General features: G+C 64.8%; 13 protein-coding genes. 9 read left to right on the top strand and 4 right to left on the bottom strand.

All coding sequences use genetic code 11. The features are described from left to right. Positions 1-111: 111 nt before the first annotated feature. The 4 genes from V6M89_RS24470 to V6M89_RS24485 all read left to right on the top strand — a co-directional run bounded on the left by V6M89_RS24470 (position 112) and on the right by V6M89_RS24485 (position 8383). On the top strand, positions 112-1077 hold the full coding sequence (locus V6M89_RS24470) for a LysR family transcriptional regulator (protein ID WP_332855642.1): 966 nt from the start codon (positions 112-114) through the stop codon (positions 1075-1077). A gap of 65 nt (positions 1078-1142) precedes the next feature. After that, entirely contained in the window at positions 1143-3107 is a 1965-nt protein-coding gene (locus tag V6M89_RS24475; protein WP_332855643.1) for a glycoside hydrolase family 97 protein, read from the top strand. Between the two features lie 115 nt (positions 3108-3222). Next, a complete protein-coding gene (locus V6M89_RS24480) occupies positions 3223-5244 on the top strand; it encodes a hypothetical protein (RefSeq protein ID WP_332855644.1) in 2022 nt (673 codons plus the stop codon). Positions 5245-5368: 124 nt separating this feature from the next. After that, on the top strand, positions 5369-8383 hold the full coding sequence (locus tag V6M89_RS24485; protein WP_332855645.1) for a TonB-dependent receptor: 3015 nt from the start codon (positions 5369-5371) through the stop codon (positions 8381-8383). Between the two features lie 79 nt (positions 8384-8462). Here the strand turns inward: V6M89_RS24485 and V6M89_RS24490 are convergent, their stop codons facing one another. Together V6M89_RS24490 and V6M89_RS24495 are read right to left on the bottom strand one after the other, a co-directional pair. Beyond that, on the bottom strand, positions 8463-8711 hold the full coding sequence (locus tag V6M89_RS24490) for a DUF3297 family protein (RefSeq protein ID WP_026335271.1): 249 nt from the start codon (positions 8709-8711) through the stop codon (positions 8463-8465). A 12-nt stretch (positions 8712-8723) separates the two neighbouring features. Beyond that, the gene (locus V6M89_RS24495; protein ID WP_332855646.1) at positions 8724-9929 is read right to left on the bottom strand and encodes a cation:proton antiporter; all 1206 of its coding nucleotides are present in this window, start codon (positions 9927-9929) and stop codon (positions 8724-8726) included. A 204-nt stretch (positions 9930-10133) separates the two neighbouring features. Here V6M89_RS24495 and V6M89_RS24500 point away from each other — a divergent pair, with 204 nt between their 5' ends. The 5 genes from V6M89_RS24500 to V6M89_RS24520 all read left to right on the top strand — a co-directional run bounded on the left by V6M89_RS24500 (position 10134) and on the right by V6M89_RS24520 (position 15785). After that, a complete protein-coding gene (locus V6M89_RS24500) occupies positions 10134-10604 on the top strand; it encodes a MarR family winged helix-turn-helix transcriptional regulator (protein WP_332855647.1) in 471 nt (156 codons plus the stop codon). Positions 10605-10627: 23 nt separating this feature from the next. After that, positions 10628-11986, top strand: a complete 1359-nt coding sequence (locus tag V6M89_RS24505) for an MFS transporter (RefSeq protein WP_332855648.1) — start codon at positions 10628-10630, stop codon at positions 11984-11986. 12 nt (positions 11987-11998) lie between these two features. After that, the gene (locus V6M89_RS24510; protein WP_332855649.1) at positions 11999-12961 is read left to right on the top strand and encodes a LysR substrate-binding domain-containing protein; all 963 of its coding nucleotides are present in this window, start codon (positions 11999-12001) and stop codon (positions 12959-12961) included. A 207-nt stretch (positions 12962-13168) separates the two neighbouring features. Then, positions 13169-14461: a Glu/Leu/Phe/Val family dehydrogenase gene (locus V6M89_RS24515; RefSeq protein WP_332855650.1), complete on the top strand. Its 1293-nt coding sequence runs from the start codon at positions 13169-13171 to the stop codon at positions 14459-14461. A gap of 91 nt (positions 14462-14552) precedes the next feature. After that, positions 14553-15785 (top strand): malic enzyme-like NAD(P)-binding protein, encoded by a 1233-nt coding sequence (locus tag V6M89_RS24520; RefSeq protein ID WP_442881997.1) that lies wholly within the window; start codon positions 14553-14555, stop codon positions 15783-15785. Positions 15786-15792: 7 nt separating this feature from the next. On the opposite strand, the gene V6M89_RS24525 is transcribed toward V6M89_RS24520, so the two are convergent. Both V6M89_RS24525 and V6M89_RS24530 read right to left on the bottom strand, forming a co-directional pair. Then, on the bottom strand, positions 15793-17112 hold the full coding sequence (locus tag V6M89_RS24525; protein WP_332855651.1) for a hypothetical protein: 1320 nt from the start codon (positions 17110-17112) through the stop codon (positions 15793-15795). Positions 17113-17230: 118 nt separating this feature from the next. Next, positions 17231-18520, bottom strand: a complete 1290-nt coding sequence (locus V6M89_RS24530; RefSeq protein WP_332855652.1) for a Xaa-Pro dipeptidase — start codon at positions 18518-18520, stop codon at positions 17231-17233. Between the last annotated feature and the right edge of the window lies 1 nt (position 18521).

Here is an 18521-nt window from a genome sequence, read left to right on the forward strand (position 1 = left end):
CCGTTTCGCATTCAGCACTATGCCGATTTCGATATCAAAGGCCTCGATAACCTCATTGAACGGCTATGACTCCGCCCCGTATAATTTTTTCATAATTACAACGGAGACGCCATGAACGCGCCAAATCCAAACTGGTTCCTGCGCGCGCGGCTAAAGACCCGCCAGCTGCTGCTGCTGATCGCGCTGGACGACGAAGGCACGCTGATGCGCGCCGCCGAAGTGCTGTGCATGACCCAGCCGGCCGCCTCCAAGCAGCTCAAGGAACTCGAGGACATGCTCGGCATCGCGCTGTTCGAACGCCTGCCGCGCGGCATGGAACCCACCATCTACGGCGAAAGCATGATACGCCACGCCCGCATGGCGCTCACCAGCCTGGCGCGCGCGCATGAGGACATCGTCGCGCTCAGGGCCGGCCTGGCCGGCCAGGTCGACGTCGGCAGCATCATGACGCCGGCCATGCGGCTGCTGCCCTGCGCCATCACACGCGTGAAAAAACTGGCGCCGCTGCTGCGCATCGGCGTGCAGGTCGAATCGAGCATGGTGCTGCTCGAACGCCTACAACGCGGCAACTTCGATTTCCTGCTGGCGCGCATGACCGGCCTGTCCGACAACGCCGACCTGCAATACGAGGAACTGGCGGCCGAACCGGTGGTGGTGGTGGCGCGCATCAGCCACCCGCTGGCCGCGCGCGAGCGGCTCTCGCTGCACGAGCTGGCGTCGGCGCCGTGGATCATGCCGCCGCGCGGCAGCATCCTGCGTCAGCGCTTCGACCAGCAGTTCCACAACGCCGGCCTGGAGCCGCCGGGCGACGTGGTCGACACCAGCGAGATCGTGCTGATCACCAGCATGCTGCAAATGAGCGACGCGCTGAACGTGATGTCGGCCGACGTCGCGCTGCGCTACCAGGAACTGGGCCTGCTGACGGTGCTGCCGATCGAACTGGCCTGCCAGATGGACCCCTACGGCATCATCCGCCGGCGCGACCGCCTACTGTCGCCGGGCGCCGAGCTGCTGCTGCAGGCGATACGCCGCCAGGCCTCGACCAGCCTTGCCGTATTCGATATGGCAAACGCATAAAAGGTGAATGGACTGCTATGGCCTCGCGCCCTTAGCATGCCAAAAACACCTATATGGAGACTGCCTTGAAACTCTTATCCTTTGCGCGCCGCCTCGGCGCACTGTTCCTGATCGCGCCGCTGGCCAGCCAGGCCGCCAACCTGCTGGAACTGAATTCGCCCGACCGCCAACTGCGCGTCACCATCGACACCGGCGAGCAGCTGACGCTGGCGATCAGCCACCGCGACACCCAGCTGGTGCTGCCCACCACCATCGGCCTGAAGCTGAGCGGCATCGGCACCCTGGGCGACCATCCGCGCCTGACCAAGCAACAGCGCACCAGCATCGATACCACGGTGCGCCCCGTGGTGGCGCAGAAATCGCGCCAGGTGCGCGACCACTACAACGCCCTGCGGCTGGACTTCGCCGGCGGCTACACGCTGGAGGTGCGCGCCTACGACGAAGGCATTGCCTACCGCTTCCGCACCGAGCTGCCCGGCCAGGTGACGGTGGAGGACGAACTGGCGGGCGTCCATGTGCGGCCGCAGGACACGCTGTACTGGCCGCAGGAAAAGTCCATGCAGTCGCATAACGAGCACTATTACCAGCCGCTGGCCATCGGCGAGGCGGCGGGCAAACTGGTTGGCGTGCCGGCGCTGGTGCGCAGCGGCGGCGCGCATCTGGTGCTGACCGAATCCGGCCTGCGCGACTACCCCGGCATGTACCTGCACGGCGAGGCGGACGGCCTGCGCGCCGTCTTCCCGAAAGTGGCGCTGGCCGACACCGCGCGCGACGACCGCAACGTGCCGGTGACGCAGGAAGCGCCCTACATCGCGCGCACCGCCGGCACCCGCGCCTACCCATGGCGCATCCTGGGCATCGCCGCCGACGCCGGCGGCCTGCTGCTGAACCAGATGCCCTACCTGCTGGCCGATGCCCAGGAGCTGAAGCAAACCGACTGGATCAAGCCGGGCAAGGTGGCGTGGGACTGGTACAACGGCAACCACCTGTACAACGTGCCGTTCAAGGCCGGCATCGACACGCGCACCTATCGCCACTACATCGACTTCGCGGCGGAGAACGGCCTCGAATACATCATCATGGACGAAGGCTGGTATGAGCTGGGCGACCTGCTGGCGGTCAAGCCGGCCATCGACATGCCGACGCTGATGGCGCATGCGAAGGAACGCGGTGTCGGCATCATCCTGTGGGTGTCGTGGAAAACGCTGGATACCCAGATGACGGCGGCCTTAGACCAATTTGCACGCTGGGGCGCGGCCGGCATCAAGGTCGACTTCATGCAGCGCGCCGACCAGTGGATGGTCAACTACTACGAACGCGTGGCGCGTGAAGCGGCGGCGCGCAAGCTGCTGGTGGACTTCCACGGCAGCTTCAAGCCCAGCGGCCTGCAGCGCACCTGGCCGAACGTGCTCACCTTCGAAGGCGTGAAGGGACTGGAAAACGACAAGTGGACCGACAAGCAGACCCCGGAGCACGACGTCACCGTGCCCTTCATCCGCATGTTCGCCGGACCGATGGACTACACCCCCGGCGCCATGAGCAACGCCCACCGCAAGGACTTCGTGGCCAGCTTCGATCGCCCCATGAGCCAGGGCACGCGCGCGCACCAGCTGGCGATGTACGTGATCTATGAAAGCCCTTTGCAGATGCTGGCCGACAGCCCGTCGCAATACCGCGCCAATCCTTCGTCGCTGGCCTTCATCCGCCAGGTGCCGGTGGAGTGGGATGAAAGCCGCGTGCTGCACGCGGACCTGGGCCGCTACGTGGCCATGGCGCGCCGCCACGGCGACACCTGGTACGTGGGCGCCATGACCGGCGCCGACGGCCGCGAACTGGCGCTCGACCTGTCCTTCCTGGGCGAAGGCGGCTACCAGATGAGCAGCATGGAAGACGGCCCGAACGCGGCGATCTTCGCCACCGACGTGCAGGCCGGCAGCGCCAGCGTGACCCGCGCCAGCCGCCTCACCATGCGCCTGGCGCCAGGCGGCGGCTGGGCCGCCACCATCCGCCCAGCCAAGACTGCGCAATAGACACCCCGTCATTCCCGCGCAGGCGGGAATCCATAGGTCGCATGATTGGAGGCGGTGCATGGATTCCCGCTTTCGCGGGAATGACGGAATCTCGGATTCCCATAAGGAGAACAACATGCAGAAAACACTACGCGCGCTGGCCACGACGCTGTTGACGGCCAGCCTCGCGCAAGCCGCGCCGCCAACCTTCACGCCGCGCTGGCAGATCGACGGCAACGCGATCCGCTGGCAAGTCGGCGACACCCATCGCGACCAGCTGGAAATGAGCGGCCGCCAGGTATCGGCGGTGATCGACTACGGCAGCCAGGCCGACGGCACGCTGCTGCTGACACGCACCGTGGTGTGGCCGATGCTGCGCACCATCCCGGACGACACGCACGCCAGCCTGATACGCAAGTTCGGCCCCGAGGCCACGCCCGCCATCATGATCGACGGCGTGCAGGCCGCCGCCGAGCGTCTGCAACAGGTGCGCTTCGACGGCCGCCTCGGCCTGCAATCCCAGCTGGCGCCTGGCCTGCTTCTGACCCGCATGCTGACGCCGTCGCCGGACGAGCCGGCGCTGGTGGAGCGGCTGGAGCTGGTCAACAACGGCAAGACCGCGCGCCGCTACAGCTTCGCCGCACTGGACTACAGCGAGACCACGCCCGCCGACCGCGGCACGCACGGCGCCTACGTGATCGCCGTGCAATCGCCGAGGCGCGAAGGTACGCTGGCGCCGGGCGCGCGCGTGCGCGTGGACGTGATCATCAGCGGCCGCCTGGAAAACGAGATGGTGTACGTGGACGGCGACGAAGCCTTGCAGGCACGCGCCCGCAAGGTGGCGCAGTGGCGCGGTGATCTGGTGCTCGAAACGCCGGACCCGGTGCTCGACGCCATGTTCGCCTTCTCCAAAGTGCGCGCCGCCGAAAGCGTGTTCGCCACGCGCGGCGGCCTGCTGCATGGACCGGGCGGCACCCGCTACTACGCCGCCGTCTGGGCCAACGACCAGGCGGAATACGTCAATCCCTTCTTCCCCTACCTGGGCGACCGCGCCGCCGTGCAGAGCGCGCTCACCAGCTTCGGCCTGTTCGCGCGCTACATGAATCCGGACTACAAGCCGCTGCCCTCCTCCATCATCGCCGAGGGTCGCGGCTACTGGAACGGCGCCGGCGACCGTGGCGACTGCGCCATGATTTCCTACGGCGCCAGCCAGTTCGCGCTGGCGCAGGGCGACGCCGGCGCCGCGCGCCAGCTGCTGCCGTTGATCGACTGGTGCCTGGAATTCACCCGCCGCCAGCGCGACGCCGAAGGCATCGTCCATTCCGACAGCGACGAACTGGAAGGCCGCTTCCCGGCCGGCAAAGCCAACCTGTCGACCAACGTGCTGGCCTACGGTGGCCTGACCGGCGCCGCGCGCTTGAACGCGGCGCTGGGCGACCAGCCGCGCGCAGCCGCGCTCCAGCAGGAGGCGCAGAAGCAGCGCGCAGCCATCGAACACTACTTCGGCGCCAGCATGGGCGGTTACGACACCTACCGCTACTACGCCGGCAACGACAAGCTGCGCGCGTGGATCGCGCTGCCGCTGGCGTTCGGCATCACGGAGCGCCAGCGCGGCACCATCGACGCGCTGTTGTCGCCGCAGCTGTGGTCTGAAAACGGCGTGCTGACCGAAGCCGGCGACAAGACCTTCTGGGACCGCGCCACGCTGTACACGCTGCGCGGCCTGCTGAAGGCGGGTGAACTGGAACGCAGCATGCCCTACCTGCGCTACTACTCCGGCCGCCGCCTGCTGGGCGAGCACGTGCCGTATGCGGTGGAGGCCTGGCCGGAAGGCCAGCAACGCCACCTGTCGGCGGAAAGCGGCCTGTATGCGCGCGTGATGACGGAAGGCCTGTTCGGCATCGAGCCTACCGGTTTGCGCAGCTTCAGTTTCGCGCCGCGCCTGCCCAAGGGTTGGCCGCGCATGGCCTTGCGGCGCATACGCGCGTTCGGCGCCGGCGACCAGGGCGAAGGTCTCGACCTGGTCACCACGCGCCTGCGGCCAGGCCAGCAAACGCAGCGCGTGCTGGTGCGTTTGAACGGCAAGACCGTGCTGGATATAGCCTGGGACGGCAAGGCGCCGTTGCAGGTGACGCTGCCCGATTCGCTCCCCAATTGATGCATATCGTTTTCAGCAATGGTAGTGGTTAAACATTCATTAGATTGCAATCCCCGCCTTGCCTAGTATGTCTCCATCGGCTGCCTGCGGCAGCCGATCATCATAATAACGATCAGGAGACATCATGAAGAAAACCACCCACCGTGCCCGGATGACACTCGTCGCCCACGCTCTCGCATTGGCATTCGGCGGCGCCCTTTTATCAGGCGGATTGGTCGCACCAGCCTACGCACAATCGAACGCCACCGGCACCATCTTCGGCCAGATAGCCAATGCCAAGGGCGCCAGCGTGGTGCTGGAGAACACGGCCACCGGCGCGCGCCGCACCGTCTATCCCGACGCCAGCGGACGCTATCAGGCCACCTCCATGCAGCCCGGAATTTACAAGGTCATGCTGATGCGAGGCGACGAGATCGAACGCACGCTGGAAGTGGAAGTCTTGATCGGCCAAGGTGTCGAAGCCTCGTTCGACGCCGTGCAAGCGATCACCGTGTCGAGCCGTCGCCGTAGCATCGACGTCAGCAACACCAACAACGGCGCCGTGTTCACCGCGCGCGAACTGGCGGCGCTGCCGGTGGCGCAAAGCCTGTCGGGCATCATCCAGCTGGCGCCCGGCACCTCGCGCGGCAATCCGCGCATCGGCGGCGATAGCTTCGGCGGCGCCGGCGTGTCGGAGAACTCGTACTACATCAACGGCTTCCCGGTCACCAATGTGTACAAGCAGATCGGCTCGACCACACTACCCTTCTTCGCCATCGCGCAGGCGCAGATCCTGCAAGGCGGCTACGGCGCCGAATTCGGCCGCTCCACCGGCGGCGTGGTCAACATCACCACCAAGAGCGGCACCAACCACTGGGACGCCGGCGCGGTGCTGCAGTACACGCCCAACTGGCTGCGCGCAAAACCGGAGGACACCTACTATCCGCAGACCGGCGCCAACCCGTCCACCGACGGCAAGCTGCTGACCTACCGCGGCGCCAACAACGCCACCGACGTTTTCGGCAGCGTCTATGTCGGCGGGCCGCTGATCAAGGACAAGCTGTTCGTGTTCGCCAACCTGGAACAGGACCGCTTCAGCACCGGCTACATCAGCAAGGACTCCGATTCGACCAACAAGACCAACGGCTGGACCGAGCGCCAGACCCGCACGCCGCGCTACCTGCTCAAGCTGGACTACAACATCAACGACGACCATCGTCTTGAATTCACCCAGATCCACGACGAGAACAAGAAGACCCAGCAGAACTACGGCTTCAGCTACGCCACACTACAGCGCAACAATACGCGCGCCGACGGCGTGACGGGCGACGGCGCCATCACCAACGACTCGATCCTGAAATACACCGGCTACCTGACCGACCGCCTGACCGTGACCGCGCTGGCCGGCCGCTTCAAATCGACCTATCCGCAAAGCGTGGAAGGCTATGTGCCGGGCGTGTACCAGATCAACGCCCCGGTGCGCGCGCAGGTGCCGGGGCTGACCTACAACAATCCGCAGACCATAGGCGGCACCATCCAGGTGGCCAACGCGGAAGACAAGCAATCCACGCTGCGCCTGGACGTCGAGTACAAGCTGGGCGACCACGCGCTGCGCGCCGGCATCGACCGCAACGACGTTTCGTCGATCAACGGTTCCTCGCTGGCCGGTGGCGGCAGCTGGAATTACTTCCGCGCGGCCGATCCGAATTCGACGGTGCCGGGTGGCCGCTCGCCTGCATCCGGCGGCGGCTACGGCGCGCAGGGCTACTATGTGAACGAATACCACCAGAGCGATGCGGCCTCGCCGCAGACCGACCAGAGCGCGCAGTACCTGCAGGATCGCTGGCAGATCACCAACACGCTGCTGCTGGACCTGGGACTGCGCAACGAACAGTTCACCAACAAGAACAGCTTCGGCGTGCCGTATGCCGAGCAGCGCCACATGCTGGCGCCGCGCCTGGGCGCATCATGGGACGTACGCGGCGACAGCAGCATGAAGCTGTTCGCCAACGCCGGCCGCTATCACCTGCAGATTCCGACCAGCGTGGCGTTGCGCCTGGCCGGCAATCCGGTACACATCGACCACTACTTCACCTACACCGGCGTCGATCCCAAGACCGGCGTGCCGACCGGCCTGACCGAAATCAGCCCGCAGGTCTCGGGCGGCAACGAGTGGGGCCAGGCCAAGGATCCGCACCAGGTGGCGGCCAGCAGCCTGGGCGCCACCTACCAGGATGAACTGGCGCTGGGCATCGAAGCCGCACTGACGCCCACCTATACCGCCGGCGCCAAGTTCACCTACCGCACGCTGCGCAACACCATCGAAGACTGGTGCGACCAGCGTCCGGTGGATGCCTGGGCCAAGCGCAACAAGGTCGACGCCAGCAAGTACCTCATGCCCTGCCTGCTGATCAATCCGGGCCGCGACAATACGCTGGAGCTGGACCTGCGCCGCGACGGCAAGCTGGTGACCATCCCGCTGACGGCCGACGACATCGGCCTGCCGAAAGTGCAGCGCATCTACACCGCGTTGGACTTCTTCATCGAGCATCCGTTGCGCGACGGCTGGTACGGCAAGGTCAACTACACCTTGTCGCGCAGCCGGGGCAATATGGAAGGCCAGGTGGCGTCCGACATCGGCCAGGCCGACCTGGCGGCCACCACCGCCTTCGACTATCCGGAGCTGATGACCGGCGCCAACGGCCTGCTGCCCAACAACCACACGCAAGTGCTGAAGGCGTATGGCTACTATGAGCTGACCCCGGAATGGCGCGTAGGCGGCAACCTCAACATCGCCACCGGCGCGCCGAAGTCCTGCATCGGCAACCTGCCCAAGGCGCTGGACGTCAACAACAACCCGGCCGGCTGGTACGGCTCCGCCACCTTCTATTGCGACGAGAAGCTGGCGCCGCGCGGCACCGCCGGCACGCTGCCGACCGACGTGCGACTGGCGCTGAACGTGACCTACATGCCGCGTTGGCTCAAGGGCCTGAGCATGAAGGCGGATGTCTTCAACCTGCTGAACAAGCAGACCGACCTGGCCACGCAACCGGGCTACAACTCGGGCCCTGGGTCGATCAGTTCGTACTACAACCAGGTGCTGGGACGCGCGCCAGAACGCCAGGTACGCTTCACGGCGGAATACAACCACCGGTTCTGATCGAGCAAAAAAAAACCACCCGCACCGAACGCGATCTTGAGCGCGTTCAGGCAGGTGGTTTTCTCTTTATTCGGATGGATTAACGATAGAAGGCTTCGACTTTGCCCTTCAGCTTGATCAGCATCGGGTTACCGAAACGGTCCAGGCTCTTGCCGGCCGGGACCTTGATCCAGCCTTCGCTGATGCAGTACTCATCGACGTCCAGGCGTTCTTTATCGTTAAAACGGATGCCCACATCGTGTTCAAACACGGCGGCAACGTGGAATTTGCTGCGCGGGTCGATCGACAGGCGATCGGGCAGCGGAGGGAGTTGAGTAGTATCGTTCATCCCGCCATTATATCAGCTGGTTTTGAAGATCAGCTGCGCAACCCGCTGCAATTTCGGATACACCATCGGCACCGTCAGCATGGTGCTACCTATCGCCATCAGCAACAGCGCGGTGAAGGTCTCGCTGGTGATGATCTGCTTGTCGAGCAAAATGTTGACAAAAATGATCATGATCAGCGCCTTGGTCTGCAACAGCCAGCCGATGATGGACGCCTCGCCCGGCCCCCATTTGAGGATCTTGCCGGCGATGTGGATGCCGGCCAGCTTGCCGCTGACCGAGGCGATCAGCATCACCGCCGCGACGATGAACACCGCCGAGCCGCCCACCGCCCAGTTGGTGCGCAGACCGGTGCTGAGGAAAAATACCGGCATGATCGCCATCAGCACGTTGGCGCGCATGAAATCCATCTTCTCCTGGTTGAACCAGTCCGCATCCATCACCGCGCCGGCCAGGAAGGCGCCGACCATGAAGTGCAGGCCGGCCCAGTCGGCGGCGAACGCGCATGCGGCCAGCCAGATGAAGGAGATGTACCAGCGGTCGCGCTCTTCGAGGCGCACCATCATCATGCGGAACAGCTTGGTCGCCACGGCAAACACCACCAGGAAGCCCAGCTGGCGGCCGACCCGGTCCCAGTCCAGCAGGATCACCGCCAGCACACCCCAGATGGCGATATCGTCCAGGCTGGCGTAGCGCAGGATGCGCTGGCCGATCGGCTGGCGCAGGATCTCCAGCTTTTCCATCAGCAGGATCAGGATGGGCAGCGCGGTCACCGCGCACGCCATGCCGATGCCCAGCACGAACTGCCAGCTCTGCGCTTTCGGGCCCATCCAGCCGGCGTAGCCGACCAGCCCCAGCGCGGCGGCGCAGCCGAACACCAGCGGCGTGCCCAGCGCCAGGCCGGCGGTGATGGTGCTTTCGCGGCGGTGCTCCCAGGCCTTTTTCAGGTCCAGCTCGATGCCGGCGATCATCACGAAGATCATCACCGCCCACCAGGCGATGCCGTTCAGCGACTGCACCACCTGCGGGTTGAAGACGAAACTGTAGTACTCCGGATAGGCGCGCCCCATGATGCCCGGCCCCAGCAGGATGCCGGTGATGATCTGCACCACCACCAGCGGCGCGTAGTAGTCGGTGTTGCCGAAGCGCCAGATCAGGTACGGCACGCTGAAAATGATCAGCATGGCGATCAGGAATATCTCAGTGGTTCCCATGTGCATATAAGTCTCCGCTATTTCTTGTGTATTAAGCAGCAGCCATTCTAGTCGCGATCTGTAACAAAATTACAGATATTTTCGTATTGCGACAGGAGGTGTTTATGTTCTGTCGCTTAATAAACAAAAAAGTACTTGCGTACGCAAGCATTTGCGATATACTTGCCTACTCAAGCATTTATCAAGAATTATTTAACAACAGGAGTTCGCATGAGCGAGATCAACAACGACACCCCGGCCGACGTCAGTCCAAGCTTGGAATTTGCACTGCGGCTGGCGCGGGCACAGGCCGCGCTGGTGCGCCGGCTCGACCAGGTGCTGGGCGGCTACCACGGCATCAGCTTCGGCGACTTCATGTTGCTGCACTACCTGAACCGCGCCCCCGGCGGCCGCCTGCGCCGGGTCGACCTGGCCGAGCGCCAAGGCCTGACCGCGTCCGGCGTCACCCGCACCCTGCTGCCGCTGGAGAAAATCGGCCTGGTCGAACGCCAGCAGGATCCGCGCGACGCCCGCGTGGCCTACGCCGCCATCACCGACACCGGCCGAGAACTGCTGAACAACGCCGTCGTGGTGGCGGAGCAGATCAGCAAGGACCTGCTGCGCAACTGCCCCACCGCGCATTTCGATGAGCTGAGCACCGCGCTTGGCCTGATCGCCGGCATGAACGCCACCAACTCCTGACAGGGATAGAAAAGAGAGCCATCATGGACGATCCAAAAAAACTGCAACGCGCGGCATTGAAGCGCGACCCGAACTTCAAGTGGCTGCTGCGCGGCGGCGTGATCTCCATGCTGGGCGACCAGCTGACCATGATCGCCCTGCCCTGGCTGGTGCTCAAGCTCACCGGCGACACACTGGCGCTGGGCTTCGTCATCGCGCTGATGAGCATTCCGCGCGCCGTCTTCATCCTGATCGGCGGCGCCGTGGTGGACCGCTACTCACCCAAGCGCGTCCTCATGCTGAGCAAGTACGCCAACGCCGTGCTGCTTGGCCTATTGACCTTGCTGGTGCTGCACAACCAGCCGACGCTGACCTTCGCGCTGAGCGAGTCGCTGTCGCTGACCATCGACCTGAACGCGCACCTGACGCTGATGATCATCTACGTGCTGGCCTTCTGTATCGGCCTGGCGCAGGCTTTCGGCATCCCGTCCGGCACCTCGATCATGCCGCAGGCGATCGCCGCCGAGCATCTGCAGGCGGCCAACGGCGTGCTGATGGGATTGCGCCAGGTGTCGATGCTGATCGGCCCCCTGATGGCGGCCGGCCTGCTGGCAATGTCCGGCGACAGCGGCGGCGTGGTGGCCGATGCGCGCGGCCTGGCGTTTGCCTTCGGCTTCGACTGCGTCAGCTTCTTGGTCTCGGCGTGGACCCTGTCCAAGGTCGGCCAGCTGAAGGCGCCGGCGCAGGCGGAAGCGCCGCAATCGGTGCTGCGCTCCGTCGGCGCCGGCCTGATGATGGTGTGGAACGACGTGCCGCTGCGCCTGTGCTTCATCTACTGGGGCACGGTATCGCTGTTCATCGGCGGCTCGATGCAGGTGGCGATCCCGGTGCTGGCCAGCGAGAAGCTGCACGGCGCCTCCGCCCTCGGCATCCTGATGGGCGCCAACGGCGCCGGCATGCTGTTCGGGATGGCCGGCGCCGCGGTGCTGGGCGCGCGCCTGCGCTTCGCCAGCTTCGGCACCGTGCTGCTGGTGGCGGACGCCATCGCCGGTTTCCTGGTGATGCCGCTCGGCGCCGTGCAAGCCCCGTGGCAGGCGTGCGCGCTGATGCTGACGCTCGGCCTGCTGTCCGGCTACATGCAGATCAACGTCTTCACCTGGATCCAGCGCCGCGTGCCGCCGCACATGATGGGCCGCGCCATGAGCATCTTCATGTTCATCTTCATGGGACTGGCGCCGTTGTCGGCCGCCGTCACCGGCTGGGTGCTGACGATGATCTCGCTGTCGCAATTGTTCCTCGGCGGTGGCATCATACTGGTGGTGTTCGCGACACTGGCGTATCTGCTCACGCCTATCCGCAGCATCAGCAGCGACAATCCCGCTAACACCCCGCAACCGCAGTAAAAGGAAACGTGCATGGAAACCAAATGGCTGGAAGACTTCATCTCGCTGGTCGAGACCAATAATTTCAGCCGCTCGGCGGCGCTGCGGCACGTGACGCAGCCCGCCTTCTCCCGCCGCATCCAGTCGCTGGAAAACTGGCTGGGCACGGACCTGATCGACCGTACTTCCTATCCGACCCGATTGACGCCGGCCGGCATCGTGTTCTACGAGCAGGCGCTGGAGATGCTGGCGCAGATCAACGGCGCGCGCGACATGCTGCGCTCCAAGCGCGCCGCCGCGCAAACCAGCATCGACCTGGCGGTGCCACACACGCTGTCGCTGACTTTCGTGCCGAAATGGCTGACCGCATTGGAGCAGGACTTCGCGCCGATCAGCAGCCGCCTGATGGCGCTCAACGTGCACGACGCCGTGATGCAACTGGTCGAAGGCGGCTGCGACCTGCTGCTGTGCTACCACCATCCGCGCCAGCCGGTGCAGCTCGACCCGGGCCGCTACGACATGCTGGTGATGGGCCGCGAATCGCTGTGCGCCTACGCCCGCTGCGACAAGAACAAGGCGCCGGAATTCACGCTGCCCGGCACCAAGAAGGAGCCGCTGCCGTTTTTGTCGTACACGAATAACGCCTATCTGGGCCGCATGGTGGAACTGATCCTGACCGACGCCAAGACCCCGCTGCACCTGGACCCGCACTACGAAACCGACATGGCCGAGGGCCTGAAGATGATGGCGCTGGAAGGCCGCGGCGTGGCCTTCCTGCCCGAATCGGCGGTCACGCGGGAGCTCAAGCAAAAGCAGCTGGCGCGCGCCGACGGCGGCGCCTCGGAGTGGGAGATCGAAATGGAAATCCGCCTGTACCGCGAGCGCCCGTCGGCGCACCGGCGCGGCAAGGCTATCGTCGAACGGCTGTGGGAATTCCTCGAACAGCAGCAAAAAGATAGCGGCCGCAAACGCCGTATTCCAGCCTCAGAACGATAGCCACGTCATTCCCGCGAAGGCGGGAATCCATGCTGAGTATGGATTCTCGCCTTCGCGGAAACGACGGCGGCGCATAACTATGCATTTTTTGCATAGCCGAATGCGCATACAGCATTGGCCCGTTTTCAGTCTCCCATCCTATGATTCGCTCCACTTGAAGTGCGCCACGAGCGGCCTTCAGCCACGAATTCAAACGGAGACTTGAGCATGACCACTGTACAAGCACACGCACTGCCTTCCTACCTCAATCCAGAAGACCTGGGCCCTTGGGGCGTCTACCTGCAGCAGATCGACCGCGTCACCCCGCACCTGGGCAGCCTGTCGCGCTGGGTCGAAACCCTGAAGCGTCCGAAGCGCATCCTGACCGTCGACGTGCCGATCGAGCGCGATGATGGCTCGATCGCCCACTACGAAGGCTACCGCGTCCAGCACAATATGTCGCGTGGTCCAGGCAAAGGCGGCGTGCGCTTCCACCAGGACGTGACCCTGTCCGAAGTGATGGCCCTGTCGGCATGGATGACCGTGAAAAACGCGGCAGTGAACGTGCCATACGGCGGCGCCAAAGGCGGCATCCGCGTCGATCCGAAAACCCTGTCCCGTGGCGAACTGCAGCGCCTGACCCGCCGCTACACCAGCGAAATCTCGCTGATCATCGGACCAAACAAGGACATCCCGGCACCGGACGTCAACACCAACGAACAGGTGATGGCATGGATGATGGACTCCTACGCCATGATCGAAGGTAACCTGTCGACCGGCGTCGTCACCGGCAAGCCTATCTCGCTGGGCGGCTCGCTGGGCCGCCGCGAAGCGACCGGCCGTGGCGTGTTCGTGGTGGGCCGCGAAGCCGCCGCCAAGCGCGGTGTGGCGATCGAAGGCGCTCGTGTGGCGATCCAGGGTTTCGGTAACGTCGGCGGCGTGGCAGCGACCATGTTCGCGGAAGCCGGCTCCAAGATCATCGCCGTGCAGGATCACACCGGCACCGTCGTCAATCAAGGCGGCCTGGATGTGGCACGTCTGCACCTGCACGTCGCCGAATGCGGCAGCGTGACCGGTTTCGCTGGCGCCGAAGCCTTCCTGGACCGCGACGCGTTCTGGGGCATCGAGTCGGACATCCTGATTCCGGCCGCGCTGGAACAGCAGATCACCGCCGCCAACGCGCCGACGATCCGCACCAAGATCATCCTGGAAGGCGCCAACGGCCCGACCACTCCGGAAGCGGACGACATCCTGACCGACAAGGACGTGCTGATCGTGCCGGACGTGCTGGCCAACGCCGGCGGCGTGACCGTGTCGTACTTTGAATGGGTACAGGATTTCTCCAGCTTCTTCTGGAGCGAGGACGAAATCAATGCCCGCCTGACCCGCATCATGCAGGACGCCTTCAACGCCGTATGGTCGGTGTCGCAGGAGAAGAAGGTCACGCTGCGCACCGCCACCTTCATCCTGGCGTGCACCCGCGTGCTGCAGGCCCGCGAAGTACGCGGCCTGTATCCATGATGTACTGATCCCCAGCAGTTTGCGCCTGTACCAGCTTCGGCTAGTGCAGGCGTTTTTCGCATTCAGAGCCAATAAAATAACGAGGACACCCATGAGCACCATCGAACAAAAAGCGCTGGCCTACCACCGCGCCGGCAGCGCCGGCAAGATCGCCATCGAAGTGACCAAGAGCGTCGCCACCCAGGAAGACCTGGCGCTGGCGTATTCGCCGGGCGTGGCCGCGCCGTGCGTGGAAATCCAGCGCGATCCGGCCAAGGCCTACGAGTACACGGCCAAGGGCAACCTGGTCGGCGTGATCACCAACGGCACCGCGGTGCTCGGCCTCGGCAACATCGGCGCGCTGGCCGGCAAGCCTGTGATGGAAGGCAAAGTGGTGCTGTTCAAAAAATTCGCCGGCATCGACGCCTTCGACATCGAGATCGACGAAACCGATCCCGATAAGCTGATCGACATCGTCGCCGCGCTGCACCCGACCTTCGGCGGCATCAACCTGGAAGACATCAAGGCGCCGGAATGCTTCTACATCGAGCGCAAGCTGCGCGAGCGTCTGTCGATCCCGGTGTTCCATGACGATCAGCACGGCACCGCCATCGTGGTCGGCGCCGGCATGCTGAACGCGATCGAGATGACCGGCCGCGATATCGCCACCGTGAAGATCGTCTGCTCCGGCGCCGGCGCGGCAGCCATCGCCTGCCTGGAACTGCTGGTGGACCTGGGCGCGGAACGTCGCAATATCTTCGTCTGCGACAGCAAGGGAATGCTGACCACCGCCCGCAATCTGGACGGCGAAAAAGCCGCCTGGGCGCAGGACACCAGCGCCAGCAAGCTGTCCGACGTAATGGACGGCGCGGATGTATTCCTCGGCGTGTCCGGTCCCGGCGTGCTGTCGCCGCTGGACATCGAGCGCATGAAACCGCAGCCTATCGTCTTCACGCTGGCCAATCCGGAGCCTGAGCTGCGTCCGGAACTGGTGCGCGAAGTGGCGCCGGACGCCATCATCGCCACCGGCCGTTCGGACTATCCGAACCAGATCAACAACGCGCTGTGCTTCCCTTACCTGTTCCGCGCGGCGCTGGACTGCGGCGCCTCGACCATCAACCAGGAAATGAAGCGCGCCTGCGTGGTGGCGCTGGCCGACATGGCGCGCAGCGACGCCCGCTTCGGCAAGGATTATGTGGTGCCGGGCCTGCTGGATCCGCGTTTGCTGAGCGGCGTCACGCCGAAGATCGCCACCGCGGCCTGGCGCAGCGGCGTCGCCCGCAAGGAGCTGATCGAGATGGAATACGCCGACGACCTGCGCGACCTGGCGGAATCGCTGATCTAAACGCCGCTCAATTGCGGGTCACGCGTACCGCCTCCAGGTGGTTCTCATCGCCGAACAGCAGCGTGGCGTGATCCGCAAACAGCATTTGCCGCATCACCGGATAGCTGCCCAGCACCGAGCCTGTGCCGGTCATCTTGATGCGGAAGATCAGTTCCTTTTGCGACGACAGGGCCGCCGTGCCGACGCCGTAGTCGGCCAGCACCATCACATCACCCACCGGATCGCCGGGGCTGTAGGCGCCGACCGCCACATCGGCCAGCAGCAGGCTGCCCTTGTACACGCGCGCATCCACTTCGGCCATCCGCCCGTTGCCCGGCCAGTGGCTGGACAAGGTTTCCTTGCCAAGGTCGATGCGGTCGGCGGGCAGCACCGCGACGCCGTTCTTGTCGATCGCCACGCCCATCACGCCACCGGGGCTGGTCAACGTAGCCTTGCCGTTCCATAGCACACCCAGTTTGCCGTTGGTATCGAGGACGATCGGATATGGCTGCGCGCCGCTGGTACCCAGCGAACGCAGGACCGGCGCACCCAGTCCTTTCGGCCACATGGCCACCATCGCGCCGCCGCCCTCCAGCCATGCAGCCAGCACCGCGCTGCCCGACGCCGCGATATGCGGATGCACCGCCTGCGTCGAAATCTGCAGCGGAGGCGTCAACTGCCGGCCGTTGAAATCGAACTTGCACAGCTTGAGTATGTACTGCGTCTTCTCGGTGATCGGCAGCAGCGAGAAGGTGGTGGCCAGCCAGAATCCGTTGCCGTCCACTGCACCGCTGCTTTCAGCCGATGCCAGCTCGGTGGTGGATGTGGCGGCGACGGCCGGATACAGTTCCAGCGGCTCGCCGACCAGCTTAGCCTGCGCGTCGAAGTGCAGCAGCCTGGTGCCGGGTCCCGACTGCACCATGACGAAACCATCCGGCGAAGCCAGCATCTGCCACTCGCCGGTATAGCCGGCGGCCAAAGTGAAGCCGTAGTCGGTGCTGGAAACCAGCGTGCCGTTCTGGTCCAGCACACTCAACCGCGTGCGCGGGTGGACCTTGTTGCCGTTGACGGTGATGCTGGAATCGGAGAAGGAGCGCACCACGATATGATCGCCGACGACCATCGCATCGCCCATGCCGGCCAACGCCGCGCCGCCTGGCAATTTGACCGCCTGCGCCACGCCGGCAATGGCAATGGTGCCGGTGGTGTCCGGCGTGGTGCCGATGACGGTGGTGGCGGCGGTGGTGTCCGCGGTGGGACTGGAAGAACCTGAGCCGCCGCCGCAGGCGTTCAACGCGGCGGCCAGCGCCAACAAGGCCAGGTGGCGGGGGAAGGCTGGAAAACTCATACTGGCTCGCAGTGCACGGTTTGAAAGCGAAAAGTATATAGAAAAACAACCCCTTCCCTTTACCATCCACGCCACAACGGCATGGCCCCGCGAGCCAGCGGGATGACCCGGCAAGCCTTTATTTTCTAATGACTTCGCCGCCCTTCATGACGAAGGTCACCTTGGTCAGTTCCGTCGCGTTTTCCGACGGATCGCCCTTGACGGCGATGATGTCGGCGAACTTGCCGGCGGCGAGCGAACCGACGCGGTCCTTCCAGCCCAGCAGGTCGGCCGCGTTGATGGTGGCCGCCTGGATCGCCTGCATCGACGTCATGCCGTACTTGATCATGTAGGCGAACTGTTTGGCGTTGTCGCCGTGCGGATAGACGCCGGAGTCGCTGCCGAACGCCATCTTGGCGCCGCCGTTGAAGGCCTTGCGGAAGTTGTCGCGCTGGAGCTGGCCGATCACCTTTTCCTTGGCGATCGATTCCGGCAGCATGCCGGCCTTCTCGCCTTCCTGCAGGATGAAGTCGTCGTTGTAGATGTCCATCACCAGGTAGGTGCCCTTCTCGCGCGCCAGCTTGATGCCCTCGTCGTCGATCAGGCTTGCGTGCTCGATCGAATCGACACCGGCCAGGATCGCATCGCGGATGCTGCTGGTGCCGTGCGCGTGCGCGGCCACCTTGCGGCCCAGTTTATGCGCCTCGCCGACGATGGCCTGCATCTCTTCCAGCGTGTACTGCTGCGCGCCCGGCTCGTCGCCCTTGGACAGTACGCCGCCCGATGCACAGATCTTGATCACGTCGGCGCCGTACTTGGCCATCTCGCGCACCTTGGCGCGCGCCTCCCACGGGCCGTCGGCCACGCCGCGGCCGGTGAACTTCATATCCGGCGGCAGCAGATTCTCGTCGCAATGGCCGCCCTGGATGCCGATGGCGTAACCGGCGGTGCGCATGCGCGGGCCGACGAAATCGCCGTCGTTGATGGCGTCGCGCAGGGCCACGTCGCCGAAGCCGCCGGCGCCGACGTTGCGCACGGTGGTGAAGCCCGCCTCCAGCGTCTTGCGCGCGGCGCGCACGCCGTACAGCGCCGCGCGGGTGTCGGACACGCCCAGCGCGTTATAGCCGCCCAGGTAAGGGTCGCCGGTCAAATGGGTATGCATGTCGATCAGGCCTGGCAGCACCGTCTGCGACGACAGGTCGATCAGCTGCGCGCCGGCGGGCACCTTGGCCGACGCGCTCGGGCCGACCGAGGTAATGCGCTCGCCGGTGATGATGATGGTCTGGTCCTTGAGCACCGTGCCGGCGACCACGTCGACCAGCTTACCGGCGCGTATCGCCACCACTTTGGCGCCGTCGGCAAACGACGGCGCGGCCGCGCCCAGGGTGCCAAGGACGGTGGCGGAAATCAGGAGATGCTTGAGTTTCATT

Source organism: Duganella sp. S19_KUP01_CR8 (assembly GCF_036688705.1).
In the GTDB taxonomy this organism is placed as follows: Bacteria; Pseudomonadota; Gammaproteobacteria; order Burkholderiales; family Burkholderiaceae_D; genus Rugamonas.

Bases quoted from the DNA above. Each gene is read 5' to 3' on its own strand.
- V6M89_RS24530 (WP_332855652.1), bottom strand. From the start codon at position 18,520: ATGAAACTCAAGCATCTCCTGATTTCCGCCACCGTCCTTGGCACCCTG.
- V6M89_RS24505 (WP_332855648.1), top strand. From the start codon at position 10,628: ATGGACGATCCAAAAAAACTGCAACGCGCGGCATTGAAGCGCGACCCG.
- V6M89_RS24525 (WP_332855651.1), bottom strand. From the start codon at position 17,112: ATGAGTTTTCCAGCCTTCCCCCGCCACCTGGCCTTGTTGGCGCTGGCC.
- V6M89_RS24470 (WP_332855642.1), top strand. From the start codon at position 112: ATGAACGCGCCAAATCCAAACTGGTTCCTGCGCGCGCGGCTAAAGACC.
- V6M89_RS24510 (WP_332855649.1), top strand. From the start codon at position 11,999: ATGGAAACCAAATGGCTGGAAGACTTCATCTCGCTGGTCGAGACCAAT.
- V6M89_RS24480 (WP_332855644.1), top strand. From the start codon at position 3,223: ATGCAGAAAACACTACGCGCGCTGGCCACGACGCTGTTGACGGCCAGC.
- V6M89_RS24495 (WP_332855646.1), bottom strand. From the start codon at position 9,929: ATGCACATGGGAACCACTGAGATATTCCTGATCGCCATGCTGATCATT.
- V6M89_RS24520 (WP_442881997.1), top strand. From the start codon at position 14,553: ATGAGCACCATCGAACAAAAAGCGCTGGCCTACCACCGCGCCGGCAGC.
- V6M89_RS24515 (WP_332855650.1), top strand. From the start codon at position 13,169: ATGACCACTGTACAAGCACACGCACTGCCTTCCTACCTCAATCCAGAA.
- V6M89_RS24485 (WP_332855645.1), top strand. From the start codon at position 5,369: ATGAAGAAAACCACCCACCGTGCCCGGATGACACTCGTCGCCCACGCT.
- V6M89_RS24490 (WP_026335271.1), bottom strand. From the start codon at position 8,711: ATGAACGATACTACTCAACTCCCTCCGCTGCCCGATCGCCTGTCGATC.
- V6M89_RS24500 (WP_332855647.1), top strand. From the start codon at position 10,134: ATGAGCGAGATCAACAACGACACCCCGGCCGACGTCAGTCCAAGCTTG.